Source organism: Arthrobacter sp. UYEF21, assembly GCF_040546085.1.
In the GTDB taxonomy this organism is placed as follows: Bacteria; Actinomycetota; Actinomycetes; order Actinomycetales; family Micrococcaceae; genus Arthrobacter.
On the sequence record NZ_JBEPNF010000006.1, the window covers coordinates 131,725 to 146,025 of the forward strand.

The following is a 14,301-nucleotide window of genomic DNA, read 5'->3' on the forward strand; positions in this document are numbered from 1 at the left end:
AACCCGGCAAGCCCGTGGCAGCCCGGGTTGGCACGCTGCGCGGGGAAGGCTACACCGAACGCGCCGTCCGGAAACTCGCAACGGCGGGGCCAGCCAGCCTCGAAAGGGCGTGTGGGCCTTGCCCGACGCGGACCACGAGTTCCTCCAGGCCATCGTCAGCGATTCGCTCGTGACCTGGCATCCAGCGCATCCCACTAGCCTGCCGATAGCCAGCCTGAAGACACCGTCATCCACGGTTTGACGTGCCTGGTCAACAGCTTCGAATTCCACAGTTCCCGCGCGACCTGGCGGAAGGAGATGACCCGTGCCAATGTCGCACAGACCCGGGGTACGCCGTGCTGAGCTACGCCCCTGAACGGATTTGGAACAGTCCGGACAGGGTTTTGCAGCAGATCCTCGCCATGCTGCAACGTGGCCGGCCGCGCGGGTGACGGATTCTGCGGGTGACGGATTCCGCTCAGTCATTCGGCCAAGACCAACCCGCGTGACGGGGCTGCCACGGTCCGAACCCGGGCCGGCCCGAATGATGGTGCAGAATCCGCCGGCCCGGCCCCAGCCTTAGTCCTGGAAGTACTCCACCCTGGCGCCGATGGTGTTCAGCCGCTCGGCCAGGTCCTCGTAGCCTCGCTCGATCACGTAGATATTGCGCAGCTCCGACACACCCCGTGCGGCGAGCATGGCCAGCAGCAGGCAGGCGGCCGGGCGGAGGGCCGGCGGGCAGCCTATCTCGGCCGCGCGCCACTTGGTGGGGCCGTTGACGTAGATCCGGTGCGGGTCCAGCAGCTGCACCTGGGCGCCGAGCCTGTTGAGCTCCGTGAGGTAGATGGCGCGGTTCTCATAGACCCAGTCGTGGATCATGGTCTGGCCGTGGGCGTTGGCCGCGATGACTGCGAAGAACGGCAGGTTATCGATGTTCAGCCCGGGGAACGGCATGGGGTGGATTTTGTCCTCCGGAGCCCGCAGCTCGGACGGCTTGGTGGTCACATCCACCAGGCGGGTGCGGCCGTTGCACGCCATGTACTCCCCGGAGATCTCCAACTGCTGGCCCATCTGCTCCAGCGTGGCCAGTTCGATCTCCATAAACTCGATGGGGACGCGCCGGATGGTCACCTCCGAATTGGTGACAATGCCCGCGGTGATCAGGCTCATCGCCTCAATAGGATCCTCGGACGGGAAATACTCAATGTCGACGTCGACCAGCGGCTGCCCGGTGATCTTCAGTGTGGTGGTGCCAACGCCGTCGATCTGCACGCCGAGCATCTCCAGGTAGAAGCAGAGGTCCTGGACCATATAGTTGGGGCTGGCATTGCGGATCACGGTGGTGCCGCGGTGGTGGGCCGCAGCCATGATCGCGTTCTCGGTGACCGTATCCCCGCGCTCGGTCAACACAAAGGAGCGGTGCTGGTTATCCGGCGGCGGAGCCTGCACCGTGTAGAAACCGGTAGTGGCTTCCACCGCGAGCCCGAACTGGCGCAGGGCCTGCATGTGCGGCTCAACGGTGCGGGTGCCCAGGTCGCAGCCACCGGCATACGGGAGGCGGTACTCGGAGGACTCATCCAGAAGCGGGCCAAGCAGCATGATTACACTGCGGGTGCGGCGCGCGGCGTCCACATCCATGGCGGCAAGGTCCAGGACGGCGGGGCGGCGGAGCTGGAGGTCGGTGTCGTTGAGCCAGGTACATTCCACACCGATGCTGGTCAGGACCTCAACGATCCTGTTGACCTCTTCGATGCGGGCCAGACGGCGCAGCACTGTGGTGCCACGGTTGATCAGGCTGGCGCAGAGCAGGGCCACACCCGCGTTTTTGCTGCTGTTGACATCCACCGTCCCGGAAAGCGTGCGGCCGCCTTCGATCCGCAAGTGCGTCATCTGCGGTTTGCCCACCTTGACGATGCTGCGCTCGAAGATCGCCTCGAGCCGCTGGATCATCTTGAGGCTGAGGTTCTGCTTGCCCTGTTCCATCCGGGCGACGGCGCTCTGGCTGGTTCCCAGTGCGCTGGCGAGCTGGCCTTGGGTCCAGTTCTTTTCCATTCGGGCGTCTTTGAGCGCAGCGGCAATGTGCTCGGCAGTTTCCTGAATCATAGACAAAAAATATCACAGATGAGTTATTCGAGGCATACCGAACCCGCGAAAGGCGAGGGGATGGACCCAAATACCCGATTCATGCGATATTACTCACGCCGCTTTTGGCAGAACCGCGGCGGTGGCGGTGCGCCATCCCTACCGCCAGACGAAGTTCCAGGTCCCCATCCCGGCAGCGGCAGCCACAGCAGCAGCCGCAATCAGCACACCGCCGAGCACCACCCAAACGTCCAGCAGCGAATAGGTGGATTCCCGGGCCCAGGTGCGCCGGGCGGTGCCAAATCCGCGCGCTTCCATGGTGACGGCCAGCCGGGACGCACGGCGGATCGCCTGGACCAGCAACCCGAAGCTTTGCCCGAGAGTGGCCCGCAACCGTTGCAGCGGACTGCCGTGGGAACCCACACCGCGCGCCCGCCGGGCCATCCCAATGGTCTGCCACTCCTCGGCCAGAAGTCCCACCAGCCGCATCGCGGCCAGGGTGCCAAGCACAAACCGGTGCGGCAGCCGGGCCTTCTGCGCCAGCGCGTCGGCGAGGTCGGTGGGGTCCGTACACGTCATCAGCAGGATGGCCGGCAACGCAATCGCAAGTCCGCGCAGCATAAAACCGAGCCCCAGCTGGAGGGAACCTTCGCTGATGGACCAGATCCCGACGTCGAGCAGTACAGCGCCGCTGTCCGCCGCGACGATCGCCGTGCTCCAGCCGCCCACGGCAGCCGCGATGATGAGCGGCCAGCCGCGCTGCCACAGCAGGCGCAGGGTAAGTCCGGCGAGCGGGAAGACCGCCAACTCGGCCGCGAGCGCTACGGAGGCTGACACCCAGTCGATGGACAGCGCCAGCACCAGGGTGATGAGGAAGACGGCTCCGAACTTGGCCAGCGGGTTGGCGTGCGTCAACAGGGCGTGGTTGCCTCGGAGTGTGAGGGCATCCCTCATGCCGCACCTGCTTCCTGGCGGGCGCCGCCCCGCGACGCCGGGCCAAGGCGCAGTTCGGTGCCGCCCAGGACGGCACTGAACTCTTCGTCGTGGGTCACCGAAACCACTGACGTTCCGGCGTCGAGCAGCTCGGACAGGAAGGACGCGAGTTCGGACCATGTGTTGGCATCCTGGCCGAACGTGGGTTCGTCGAGCACTAGCACCCGCGGGTGGGCCGCAAGGACCGTGGCCACGGACAGCCGCCGCTTTTCACCGCCGGACAGCGTGTACGGGTTGGCGTCCACCAGGTGCGTCAGCCGCAGCCGTGCCAGGAGTTCCTCCACACGCTCTTCGCCAAAACCCAGGTGGCGCGGACCGAACATCAGCTCATCCAGCACACGACCCGTGACGAACTGGTGCTCGGGCTCCTGGAAGACCGTGCCGATGCGGGAAATCAATTGCTTGGCGCTCCACGTGAAGGGATCGATTCCGGCACCATCGGAAAGCTCGACGGCTGCAGACATCTTCCCCCTCACCGGCGCCAGGAGTCCGGCGAGGGTGAGCGCAAACGTGGACTTGCCGGCGCCGTTGGGGCCGGTGACGGTGAGTGCCTGGCCGGCGCGGACCTGGGCGGTGATCCCCGCTTGCACCGGCACCGGCGGAATGGTGCGGAAGCCGCGGCGCCGGGGCCGCTCGCGCGACACGGCAACGTCCTCGGCCGCCAGCAGCAGCTGGCCGCCGTCAGCCGAAGCACGCGCACGGGGGCGGGTGGCCGGAACATGGCCCGGCACCCAGACACCGGCCCCGATCAGCATGTCCCGCGCCTCGGCGAGCACCCGGTCCGGCGGGCCATCCAGCAGCACGCCCGAGCCCGGCTGCAGCACCACAATCCGGCCCACCAGGTCCTTCCAGACGGACACCCGGTGTTCCACCACCACCAGGGTGGCGCCGGTTTTGTCGAGGCAGCGGCCCACGGCGTCGCGGACTTCCAGGACACCGGCGGGATCGAGGTTGGCTGTCGGTTCGTCCAGCAGGATCAGCCCCGGCCGCATCGCGAGGATGCCGGCCAGGGCCAGCCGCTGCTTCTGGCCGCCGGACAGAGCCGACGTCGGGTGGTCCAGCGGGAGTCCGCCGCCGAAGCCGCCGGCACCGCCAGCTCCGCCCTGCGGGCGTCCGGCCCTGCGCAGCCCCACGTCATAGAGCGCCTCATGGACCCTCTTCCAGATCTCGTCCCGGGGAACGGCCAGGTTTTCGGCACCAAAGGCGACGTCGTCACCCAGCCTCGAGAGGACCACCTGCGTTTCCGGGTCCTGCTGCATGAGCCCGGCGCGGCCGCGCTGGCTGCGCGGCACCGCGCCGTCGATTAGCAGCGAACCGGTCTCGTCGGCATCGTCCCCTTCATCCCCGAGCACTCCGGCGAGGGCGTGCAGCAGCGTTGATTTGCCCGCACCGGAAGGGCCCAGCAGCAGCACCCGCTCGCCCGGCGCGATGTCCAGATCGAGCCCGCGGACGGCCGGCGCCATGCGGCCGGCGTGCCGCCAGCCCCAGCCACGGGCGGATACCGCGGCCGGGCGCACTCCGGAAGCACCGGCGTCGGAAACGGCCATCAGTGGAAAACGGGCTCCGAACCGGCCTTCCGGGAAGCGAAGGAGCCCAGCACCCCGGTTTTGGCCAGGCCGCGGGTGGCAATCCAGGACACGGCGCCGGCAATGACGGCACCCGAGATCGCGCAGAACAGAATGTAGGTGGCCTTGTCGCCGGCTTCATAGGCGATGTTCCAGCCCCACGGGAGGAAGGAATCGTTCAGGCCGCAGAACAGGCCGGCACCGGCACCGGCGAGCACGGCTGCCGGCAGGTTGAACTTCTTGTAGCCGAACGCGGCGAAAACGAGCTCCGCGCCGAGGCCCTGGAGGATGCCGGAGATCAGCACGGTGGTGCCGTACTGGGAACCCATCATGAGCTCACCGGTGGCGGCAACGGCCTCGCAGAAGAGCGCTGCGCCCGGTTTGCGGACGATGAGCATGCCCAGGACGGCCGGAATCATCCAGCCGCCGGCGATCAGGCCGGTGAGGGGCGGGTACGTGGCGTTCATCGGCGCGGACACCAGCGCCGCACCCTGGGACCAGGCCCAGAAAATGACACCGCCGGCGATGGCGATCAAAGCTGCCACCACGATGTCCACAACCCGCCAGCTATAGCTGGCTTTCTTCATGCCTACTGTTGTCATTTCTGCCTCCTGAGGTACAGGAGGGGAGAGTTCGCGGTTTCGGCACGGACTGCGCCGCCCGGATCCGGACACTCTGAGAAGCTCGACTCCCTTGCGCCGGTACTAACCGGATCAGGTTCGAGGGTCTGCGGCTGTCCGCACTCTCAGCGCCTATCCATCGGTTGCATTGCTGCAGTGCCCGACGGCGGCGCTCCCCTGTCGTAAATAAATCTGCCCTGATGGGCGTGATCCAGTTTACACCGCAGGCGCGGTAGATTGTGGGCCACGGCTGCCGACTTCCCACATGTGACCGTATTCGATCCCGACTCCAGCGACAGCCAGCCGCAGGGCTCGCTCGAAGCGCTGATAGCAAGGACCGACGCCGAGGTCAGCGAGCTGCAGTTCCCGCATTTCACGAAGGACGAATCCCTCCACCTGGGGCTGCTGCTGAAATGCCCTCAATGCTGGTGGGCCTGGGCAAGAGCCGGGCGGCTCAAGTGCCGGCCCCCGGTCCGATGACGTTAGGCTAATGACAATCCCCGATAGCCCATAAGGAGTTCAACGAATGAACCTGCTCATCAAGCTGCTCGGCACCGCAATCAGCCTCGGCGCCGGGTTTGTCGGTACCAAGCTAGTCAACACCGTGTGGGAAAAGTCCACCGGCCGCAAGGTCCCCACCGGCAAGGACGAAGACACCCCCACGAGCCTGCGCTCGGCGCTGACGTTCGCGCTTATTTCAGCCTCGGTCAGCACCATCATCCAGGTGCTCGCCAACCGCGGCACGCAGCGGGCCATCACCAGGTTCGCTAAGAGCCAGGACGTCGTCTAGCGAGTTTTGTCCAGCTAATGGCCCCTGGGCAGTCCTGAAGCCGAATTATCTGGACAAAAACTCTCAGCCGCCGCCGGACGCTTCTTCACGTGCTGACTGCTCACGGGAGGACTGCGCCGCCTTCTGCACCACGGCGTCGAGGTCATCAGAGCTGAGCAGTTCTCGGTGCAGGTGTTTGGTGCGGTAGCCGGATCGGCCCACCATGTGCGCGGACACCGGCACGGTCAGCAGCTGGAAGATCCACGCCACCAGCAGCACCGGCCACACCCACCACGTCCGCATCTGCAGGCCGATGGCCGCCAGCAGCAGGAAGAGCCCGAGCACCTGCGGCTTGGTGGCCGCGTGCATCCGGCTCAGCAGGTCGGGGAAGCGCAGCAGGCCGATGGCGGCGGCGAGGGACATCAGGGCGCCCACCACCAGGAACACCGCCGTCACGGCATCGATGACGTTATCCACCACGCTCGCTTCAGGACTCATGGGTTTGCTCCCGCCGGTCGGCCACGAAACGGGCAACAGTCACCGAGCCGATGAAGCCGACAACGGAAAGCGCCACCAGCAGCATCAGGTTGTTCAGGTGCTTGTTGACGGCCATGTCGATGCACAGCGCGGCGCCGAGGATGGCGAGCAGGACGTCTGAGGCCAGCACCCGGTCCAGCAGCGAAGGGCCGCGGGCAATCCGGATGATGGCGCCGGCCGCTGCCAGCGAAAGAATGACTGCCGTGACGGCCAGGACGGTCTGCATCATGCTGCGGCCTCCTGCCGGACGATTTCAAGTTCTTCCGTGGTCCCCATGATTTTGATCAGGCGCGCTTCAATGGAGCGGACTTCCCTCCGCAGGTCCGCCACGTCCTCCGGGGCGCTGATGTTCAGCGCGTGCAGGTAGAGGGTGGACGTTGAACGGTCCACCTCCACCACCAGGGAGCCCGGGATCAGCGATATCACGTGCCCCACGATTGTTACCATCAGGTCCTGGTGGCTCCGCAGCGGGACAGCGACGACGGCGTTGATCACCTGGGGGCCGCGAATGGCCGCCAGGTACATCACCTCGATGCTCGCTGCCGCCACCCGCCACAGGAACAGCAGGGCAAACGGTACCGCGTGCAGGATGTTGAAGCGGCCGCTTAGTTCCACCGGCGGCAGGTAGAACATGCGGGCCACCAGCACGGACAGCAGGGCGCCGAAGAGCAGGTTACCGGGGCTGAAGTCCTGCCACAGCGCTCCCCATACGAGCACCAGCCAGACCAGCAGCGGGAGCTCCTGGCGCAGGGAAATCCGCCGGCGGCTCATTTGCCGCCTCCGGACTTCAGCGCCAGCTGGGGAACTTCGGTGTCCTCACCCAGCACGGCCTGGATGTAGGAGGACCTTTCCAGCATTTCCTGGGCTGCCTGGCCCGAGACCCGGAACAGCGGCCCGGCGAAGACTGTGAGGGCCACGCCAAGGACCACCAGGCCGAGGGTTGAGCCCACCATCGTCCGGGGCAGCAGCGTGACGTTGGTGCGCCCTGCCCGCTGGCCGGTGTCCGAATTTTCCGGCGAAGCCAGCAGGACGGGGTCAGGGTGTTCGGCGTCGGACGGCTTGCGCCAGAAAGCACGGTTCCAGACCCTTGCGACGGCCAGGAGCGTCAGCAGGCTGGTGAGTACCCCGCCGATCACCAGGGCGTAGGCCAGGGGTGTGCCCAGCTCGATGCCGGCCTGGATCAGCCCCACCTTCCCCAGGAACCCGGAGAACGGCGGGATGCCGGCCAGGTTCATGGCGGGCACAAAGAACAGCAGGGCCAGCACCGGCGACAACTTGGCCAGGCCGGCCACCCTGTCCATCGAGGAACTGCCGCCGCGGCGTTCGATCAGTCCGGTGACCAGGAAGAGGCTGGTCTGGACGGTGATGTGGTGGGCCACGTAGAACACGGCGGCGCCCAGCCCGGCCACCGAAGACATCGCCAGGCCGAACACCATGTAGCCGATGTGGCTGACCAGGGTGAAGGACAGCAGACGTTTGATGTCGCTCTGGGCCAGGGCACCAAGGATGCCCACCACCATGGTCAGCAACGCCGCCACCATCAGTGGAGTGTTGAGGCTGTCGCCGGGGAACAGCAGGGTTTCGGTACGCACCATCGCATAGACACCCACCTTGGTCAGCAGCCCGGCGAACACGGCCGTGACCGGCGCCGGCGCGGTGGGATAGGAGTCAGGCAGCCAGAACGACAACGGGAACACGGCCGCCTTGATGCCAAAAGCCACCAGGAGCATCACGTGCAGCAGGGTCTGGGTACCCTCGTCCAGGTCCGCGAGTTTGATGGCGAGGTCGGCCATGTTCACTGTTCCGGTGGCGCCGTAAACCATGGCGATGGAAATCAGGAACAGCACCGAGGACACCACGGAGACCACCACGTAGGTGACGCCGGCGCGGATGCGGGGGCCGGTCCCGCCCAGTGTCATCAGGACGTAGCTTGCCGTCAGGAGGATCTCAAAACCGACATAGAGGTTGAAAAGATCCCCGGAAAGGAACGCGTTGGACACCCCGGCCACGAGAATCAGGAACGTGGGGTGGAAGATGGACACCGGGGCGTCCTCGTCACCGTCGGCCATGCCTTGCCCAGTGGCGTAAATCAGCACCGCGAGGCTCACGGCGGATGACACCACGAGCATCAGCGACGAGAACTGGTCCACCACCATCACGATGCCCCACGGCGGCAGCCAGCCGCCGATGTCCACAGCGGCGGTTCCGCCGTCCCACACCGACGCCAGCAGGAAACACTCCAGCAGGAGCGTCAGGGACAGCACAGTGATGCTCACCGCGCGCTGGGCGCGGGAATGCCGGATCAGCAGGAACGCCAGGGCGGCGCCGAGGATGGGAAGTACGACGGCGAGCGGTGCAAAGCTTGCGATGTTCACTTCACACCTCCTTCGGGGCCAGGGGGCACGTTCCGCGACCCGGGTTGCTCTTCGGCGGCGGCATCCACGGCCGGGATCGTCCGGGAGCCAACCATGACGTGGTCCCCGGTTTCGGCGTGGTCGGAGATGGTGCTGCCGTCGCCGCCAAGCATGGTCAGGGGAAACTCGGACGTCTCGGCCGGGATCGCGGCGTCGTCCTCGGCATCGAACCTGGGCGTCGCGGCGACGCGGCGGTCCTCGATGTCGTCCTGGATCTCGTCCTGGCGGGCCAGGACCCAGGTGCGGTAAATGATGCTGAGCATAAATGCGGTCACCGCAAACGAGATCACAATCGAGGTCAGGATCAGGGCCTGCGGCAGGGGGTCGGCGTATTCGCTGTCTCCGGTGTCCTTGTCATAGAACGGCGCCAGCCCGGCATAGCCGCCGGTGGCCAGGATCAGCAGGTTGGTGGCGTTCGCCAGGAGCATCAGCCCCAGCAGCACGCGGGTGAGGCTGCGTTCGAGGATCAGGTAGATGCCGCACGCATACAGGGCACCCATCACAATCAGCAGGGTCAGGTTGACGCTCATCCTTGGCCCTTCGCTGTGGTTTCGCTGGACATGACCTCGGGCTCGTGCCCCTCGCCGGGACTGGTGCCGGGACCGGCGCCGGTCAGAACGCCTTGGGCAAGGGCGGCTTCGTCGGCCGAGCCTTCTTCGGCCGGCGCCGCTGCCAGTTCTTCAAAATGTTCGTCGATCTCGGAGCCCAGGCTGCGCAGTACGTCCAGGACCAGGCCCACCACCACGATGTAGACGCCGATATCGAAGATGGTCGAGGTGACGAACTTGATGTCGCCGAAGACCGGCAGCCAGATTTCAATGATGGCGGTCTGGAACACCTGCCCGCCCAGCAGCAGCGGCACCACACCCGACGCTGCCGCCGTCGCGAGCCCGATGCCCAGCAGGGTACCGGCGCCCACGGGAGTGGCCTCCCGCAGTTCAAAGCGGCCGCCCGCGAGGTACCGGATGGCAAGGGCAAGGCCTGCTGTCAGGCCGCCGGCGAATCCGCCGCCGGGCAGGTTGTGCCCGGCCAGGAGGAGGTAGAGGGAGAAGATGATCAGGGAGTGGAAAATCAGCCGCGTCACCACTTCAAAGATGATGGAACGCCGCTCAGGGGCCAGGGTCCGGCCTGCGACGATCCAGGCGTCCCGGGCCGAGGAAGCGAACTTCCGGCTGATGGTCAGCGCAGCGGCTTCCCGCGACCCTGGAGCCACTGCTGCCTGCCGTCCTACGCTGCCCTCGGCAACGGTGGATGACACCCTGAGCCGGTCGCCGCGGCCGCGGACGAAGATGAGGCTGGCCACACCGGTGGCGGCGAGGGCGAGGACGGAAATTTCCCCGAAGGTATCCCATGCCCGGATGTCCACCAGGGTCACGTTGACGATGTTGAGTCCGCCGCCGCCTTCATACGCGAGGCGCGGGAACTCCAGGGACACCGGGACGGCCACCCTGGCCCCCAGGGAGTAGATGGCGGCAAAAACCATGGTGACGCCGAAAGCCGCTCCGATGATCACGCGGTACCTGCCCCCGGTCCGGTCGCGGAGTTCGGCCGGGAGGCTGCGCATGGCCAGGACAAAGGCCACCAGGATGATGGTCTCCACCAGCATCTGCGTCAGAGCCAGGTCCGGAGCGCCCTGGAGCGCGAACATCAGGGCGATCCCGTAGCCGGTCACGGACACCATCAGCACGGCGAGGAACCGCCTGTTGGCCTTGACCGCGGCAAGCGCCCCGATCACAATTGCCGCGCCTACTACCGGCTGGAGCGGTGAGAAGGGGTCAGTGAAGTACAGGTCAGTCGGGAGCGGCTTTCCCGCCACCAGCATGGCGGTCAGCGGCAGGGCGAACGCCATGCTGAGGATGACGGCGAGGTAGAAGTACAGGGAGCCGCGCTGGGTGCGGCCGGTGATCCAGACCGCGGCGTCGTCCAGGGCGCCGATGCTGAGCTGATAGATGCGGTCGCCGTCGATCCAGCCGGGAACCCGGGACTGCGCGCGCGCCACGAGGGTTCGGCCGAAGTGCATGGCCAGCCCCAGCGCGAATGTGAGGGCCGTTAGCGCAAGGGCCGGGGTGAATCCATGCCACAGCGCGAGGTGCCCAGCCTGCTCGGCCGGTGTGCCGGCGTCGGCCGAGGTAGAGGCAAAGAGCGCCGCGTAGGGCTGGATCCACGTGTCCACGGGCGCCGGCCACAGGCCGTAAACAATACTGAGGAGGCTCAGCAGCGCCGGTGCCGCCAGGAAGGAGGGCTTGACTGCCTTGAACGGTGTGGGCTCGACGCCGGGTTTGACGGCGAACGCCCCCCACATAAAGCGAGCGCTGTAGGCGAAGGTCAGGATGGAGCCCAGAACGATGCCTACGAGCACCACCATGCTCCAGGAATCCCCTTCCGAGCCATGGTGGACAAAGGCCTCCAGGACGGATTCCTTGGCCACAAAACCTGCCAGCAGCGGGACACCGGCCATCGACGCGGCACCGATGCCGGCCACGACGCCGAGCCCACGCGACGAGCGGAAGACGCCGGACAGCTGCCGGACGTCACGGGTTCCGGACTGGTGGTCAATGATGCCCACCACCAGGAAGAGGGTGGCCTTGAACAGCCCGTGGGCCAGGAGCATCGCCAGGCCGGCGAGGGCCGCCTCCGACGTTCCGAGCCCCACCACCATGGTCAGGAAGCCCAACTGGCTGACCGTTCCGTAGGCCAGGATGAGTTTGATGTCCGTCTGGCGGAGCGCCCGGTAGCCGCCCACCAGCATGGTGGCAAGGCCCAGCCCCAGCACAATGGACTGCCAATACGCGGTGTGGGAAAATCCCGGCGCAAGCCTGGCGACCAGATAGATCCCGGCCTTCACCATCGCCGCGGCGTGCAGGTAGGCGCTGACCGGGGTGGGCGCCGCCATGGCGCCCGGCAGCCAGAAGTGGAAGGGAACCAGCGCGGACTTGCTGATGGCACCCACGAGGATCAGTACGACGGCGGCGGCGACAATCCCGCTGGTGGATCCGGTGATGAGGGTGGGAGCCTGAGCCAGGATTGCCGAGATACGGTACGTTCCGGCGCTGTGGCCCAGCATGATCAGGCCTACCAGCATGGCCAGCCCGCCGGCGGTAGTGACCATCAGGGCCTGCAGCGCGGAGCGCCTGGCCGCCAGCCTGGTGCGGGCAAAGCCGATCAGCAGGTAGGACAGGACGGTGGTGAGTTCCCAGAAGATGAACAGCAGAAGAAGGTCATCCGCCACCACCAGTCCGAACATTGCCCCGGCGAAGGCCAACAACTGGGCCCCGAAGCCGCCAAGATCCTGATCGTTCTTGCTGAAGTACCGCGCACAGTAGACCAGCACCAGCGCGCCCACGCCGAGAACCAGTAAGGACATCACCCAAGCCAGGGGATCCAGCCGGAACGCAAATTCCAGTTCCAGCCCGGGAATCCACGGGACGACTTCCGAAACGGCCCCGGAATCTGAGTACACAGCGCTGTACTGGAACAGCAGCCAGACAAAAGACGCAGCCGGCACCGCCGCCAGTGCGTAGAACGCGTTGCGGCCCCAGGCTCTGAACAGGAAGGGCGCCACAGCAGCCACCGTAAAGTGCACGGCAAGGACTGTGATCACTGTTATCTCCGCAACGTCAGGGATTCGATTGTCAAAAGTTAGGGCAGGCGGTCAGTGGTTAGGTTCGGTGGTGGCCAGTTTATCAAGTCGCTTCGGCCATTTTCCCCGCGCAGGAGCGCAGGCGGCTCGATTTTGCCGAGTGTCCGGCGTACTATGCCCGCCCTGTTCGCCACGGGCGGATACCATTCAGGCTATGAACACCGCCAGCGCTCCTCCTGGGGCCACGCAGCCGTCATCGGAACTCGCGTCCGGAAACCAGGCCACCGGGAGGGGCCGCGTGCTCGCCTGGGCCGCCTGGGATTGGGGATCTGCGGCCTTCAACGCGGTCATGACCACGTTCGTGTTTACCGTCTACCTCACCTCCAACGCCTTCGGCGGCGAAGACCAGGCGTCGGCCATCCTCGGCGGTGCCCTGGCCATCGCCGGTCTCGCCATCGCGCTGCTGGCTCCCGTGACGGGTCAGCGCTCGGACAACGGCGGGCGCCGCAAGCTGTGGCTGGGGGTCAACACGGCCGCGGTCGCCGTCCTGACCGGGCTGTGTTTCTTTGTGTTCCCCCGCCCTGAGTTCCTGCTCCTGGGCGTCTCCTTGATTGCGCTGGGGAACGTGTTCTTCGAGTTCGCGGGCGTCAACTACAACGCCATGCTCACCCAGATCTCCACGCCGGGAAACATCGGCAAGGTCAGTGGACTTGGCTGGGGCATGGGCTACCTCGGCGGCATCGTGGCCCTGCTGATTGTGTTGCAGCTCTTTGTGCAGCCAAGCTTTGACTGGTTCGGGGCGTCCACCGAGGACAGCCTCAACATCCGGCTCGTTGCGGTGTTCTCCGCGCTGTGGTTCTTCGTCTTCGCCCTGCCCGTCCTGTTCGCGGTTCCGGAACTTCCGCGGCCGGCGCGGGCCAGGCCGCTGGGATTCCTGGCCTCCTACGGCCTGCTTTTCCGCCGGATCAAGGCCATCTACGCCACCAGCCCGCACACCATCTACTTCCTCGTCGCCAGTGCCGTTTTCCGCGACGGCCTCGCGGCAGTCTTTACGTTCGGCGGGATCATCGCCGCCGGCACGTTCGGCTTCGAGCTGTCCCAGGTCATTTTCTTCGCCATCTTCGGTAACGTGGTGGCGGCCGTGGGCGCCATCATCGGCGGCTTCCTGGATGACCGGGTGGGCCCCAAGGCGGTCATCATGGGCTCCCTCGTGGGGCTGTTGATCGCCGGCACCATGATCCTGGTCCTCGGAAACGGCAATTACGTCTTCTTCGGAACAGCATGGGCCGGCAGCACCACCTTCTGGGTGTTCGGCCTGTTCCTCTGCCTCTTCGTGGGCCCGGCCCAGTCCTCGTCCCGGGCCTATCTGGCCCGGCTGGCACCCAGCGGCGAGACCGGCGAACTCTTTGGACTGTACGCCACCACCGGCCGCGCCGTCAGTTTCCTGGCCCCTGCCCTGTTTACGCTGTGCATCACGCTGGCCACTCCCCTGGTTGCACCCGGCGAGGCCCAGCGCTGGGGAATTCTGGGCATCATGGTGGTCCTCCTGGCCGGGCTGTTGGTCCTGCTGCCGGTGAAGCCGCCGAACAAGACCTCCATCGCCCTGGTCCCCGCATCGTAGACGTGACCGGGCAACCGGCCACTAACACTGCGTCCTGGCACCCCCACGGTCGCCTGCATTCGGCACGAGTCCGCGCTGCATCCGGCCCGAGTCCTCGACCGGCGTGCGGCAGCCCGAAACCGGCCTGCGGAGACTAGGCTG

At 66.3% G+C, this 14,301-nt stretch carries 13 protein-coding genes and 1 riboswitch; of the genes, 3 read left to right on the forward strand and 10 right to left on the reverse strand.

From position 1 onward, the window contains the following. Positions 1-558: 558 nt before the first annotated feature. The 4 genes from ABIB27_RS09060 to ABIB27_RS09075 all read right to left on the reverse strand — a co-directional run bounded on the left by ABIB27_RS09060 (position 559) and on the right by ABIB27_RS09075 (position 5,221). Positions 559-2,082 (reverse strand): UDP-N-acetylglucosamine 1-carboxyvinyltransferase, encoded by a 1,524-nt coding sequence (locus ABIB27_RS09060; protein WP_354215724.1) that lies wholly within the window; start codon positions 2,080-2,082, stop codon positions 559-561. 138 nt (positions 2,083-2,220) lie between these two features. After that, positions 2,221-3,015 carry an energy-coupling factor transporter transmembrane component T family protein gene (locus tag ABIB27_RS09065; protein ID WP_354215725.1) on the reverse strand — a complete coding sequence of 265 codons (795 nt, stop codon included), beginning with the start codon at positions 3,013-3,015 and terminating at the stop codon, positions 2,221-2,223. After that, positions 3,012-4,601, reverse strand: a complete 1,590-nt coding sequence (locus ABIB27_RS09070) for an ABC transporter ATP-binding protein (protein WP_354253812.1) — start codon at positions 4,599-4,601, stop codon at positions 3,012-3,014. The genes ABIB27_RS09065 and ABIB27_RS09070 overlap by 4 nt, the downstream gene beginning before the upstream one ends. Beyond that, on the reverse strand, positions 4,601-5,221 hold the full coding sequence (locus ABIB27_RS09075; protein ID WP_354215727.1) for an ECF transporter S component: 621 nt from the start codon (positions 5,219-5,221) through the stop codon (positions 4,601-4,603). Before ABIB27_RS09075 ends, ABIB27_RS09070 begins: the two co-directional genes overlap by 1 nt. 70 nt (positions 5,222-5,291) lie before the next feature. Then, positions 5,292-5,428: riboswitch (TPP riboswitch) on the reverse strand. Between the two features lie 78 nt (positions 5,429-5,506). Between ABIB27_RS09075 and ABIB27_RS09080 the strand changes: the two genes are divergently transcribed. Further along, entirely contained in the window at positions 5,507-5,719 is a 213-nt protein-coding gene (locus tag ABIB27_RS09080) for a hypothetical protein (RefSeq protein WP_354253813.1), read from the forward strand. A 46-nt stretch (positions 5,720-5,765) separates the two neighbouring features. Beyond that, on the forward strand, positions 5,766-6,029 hold the full coding sequence (locus ABIB27_RS09085; RefSeq protein ID WP_354215728.1) for a DUF4235 domain-containing protein: 264 nt from the start codon (positions 5,766-5,768) through the stop codon (positions 6,027-6,029). A gap of 63 nt (positions 6,030-6,092) precedes the next feature. Here the strand turns inward: ABIB27_RS09085 and mnhG are convergent, their stop codons facing one another. Genes mnhG through ABIB27_RS09115 form a run of 6 tightly spaced genes read right to left on the reverse strand, consistent with a single transcriptional unit; the run spans position 6,093 to position 12,560 of the window. Further along, entirely contained in the window at positions 6,093-6,506 is a 414-nt protein-coding gene (mnhG, locus tag ABIB27_RS09090; protein WP_354215729.1) for a monovalent cation/H(+) antiporter subunit G, read from the reverse strand. Next, complete coding sequence (locus ABIB27_RS09095) at positions 6,496-6,774, reverse strand: MrpF/PhaF family protein (protein WP_354215730.1); 279 nt, start codon at positions 6,772-6,774, stop codon at positions 6,496-6,498. Before ABIB27_RS09095 ends, mnhG begins: the two co-directional genes overlap by 11 nt. Beyond that, entirely contained in the window at positions 6,771-7,316 is a 546-nt protein-coding gene (locus ABIB27_RS09100; protein WP_354215732.1) for a Na+/H+ antiporter subunit E, read from the reverse strand. The genes ABIB27_RS09095 and ABIB27_RS09100 overlap by 4 nt, the downstream gene beginning before the upstream one ends. Beyond that, entirely contained in the window at positions 7,313-8,920 is a 1,608-nt protein-coding gene (locus ABIB27_RS09105; RefSeq protein ID WP_354215733.1) for a Na+/H+ antiporter subunit D, read from the reverse strand. The genes ABIB27_RS09100 and ABIB27_RS09105 overlap by 4 nt, the downstream gene beginning before the upstream one ends. After that, complete coding sequence (locus tag ABIB27_RS09110) at positions 8,917-9,489, reverse strand: Na(+)/H(+) antiporter subunit C (protein WP_354215734.1); 573 nt, start codon at positions 9,487-9,489, stop codon at positions 8,917-8,919. Before ABIB27_RS09110 ends, ABIB27_RS09105 begins: the two co-directional genes overlap by 4 nt. Then, the gene (locus ABIB27_RS09115) at positions 9,486-12,560 is read right to left on the reverse strand and encodes a Na+/H+ antiporter subunit A (RefSeq protein ID WP_354215735.1); all 3,075 of its coding nucleotides are present in this window, start codon (positions 12,558-12,560) and stop codon (positions 9,486-9,488) included. The genes ABIB27_RS09110 and ABIB27_RS09115 overlap by 4 nt, the downstream gene beginning before the upstream one ends. A gap of 193 nt (positions 12,561-12,753) precedes the next feature. Between ABIB27_RS09115 and ABIB27_RS09120 the strand changes: the two genes are divergently transcribed. Next, a complete protein-coding gene (locus ABIB27_RS09120) occupies positions 12,754-14,160 on the forward strand; it encodes an MFS transporter (protein WP_354215736.1) in 1,407 nt (468 codons plus the stop codon). Positions 14,161-14,301 lie beyond the last annotated feature (141 nt).

Coding starts and splice junctions, on each gene's coding strand:
- ABIB27_RS09060 (WP_354215724.1), bottom strand. CDS start 2,082: ATGATTCAGGAAACTGCCGAGCACATTGCCGCTGCGCTCAAAGACGCC.
- ABIB27_RS09065 (WP_354215725.1), bottom strand. CDS start 3,015: ATGAGGGATGCCCTCACACTCCGAGGCAACCACGCCCTGTTGACGCAC.
- ABIB27_RS09070 (WP_354253812.1), bottom strand. CDS start 4,601: ATGGCCGTTTCCGACGCCGGTGCTTCCGGAGTGCGCCCGGCCGCGGTA.
- ABIB27_RS09075 (WP_354215727.1), bottom strand. CDS start 5,221: ATGACAACAGTAGGCATGAAGAAAGCCAGCTATAGCTGGCGGGTTGTG.
- ABIB27_RS09085 (WP_354215728.1), top strand. CDS start 5,766: ATGAACCTGCTCATCAAGCTGCTCGGCACCGCAATCAGCCTCGGCGCC.
- mnhG (WP_354215729.1), bottom strand. CDS start 6,506: ATGAGTCCTGAAGCGAGCGTGGTGGATAACGTCATCGATGCCGTGACG.
- ABIB27_RS09095 (WP_354215730.1), bottom strand. CDS start 6,774: ATGATGCAGACCGTCCTGGCCGTCACGGCAGTCATTCTTTCGCTGGCA.
- ABIB27_RS09100 (WP_354215732.1), bottom strand. CDS start 7,316: ATGAGCCGCCGGCGGATTTCCCTGCGCCAGGAGCTCCCGCTGCTGGTC.
- ABIB27_RS09110 (WP_354215734.1), bottom strand. CDS start 9,489: ATGAGCGTCAACCTGACCCTGCTGATTGTGATGGGTGCCCTGTATGCG.
- ABIB27_RS09120 (WP_354215736.1), top strand. CDS start 12,754: ATGAACACCGCCAGCGCTCCTCCTGGGGCCACGCAGCCGTCATCGGAA.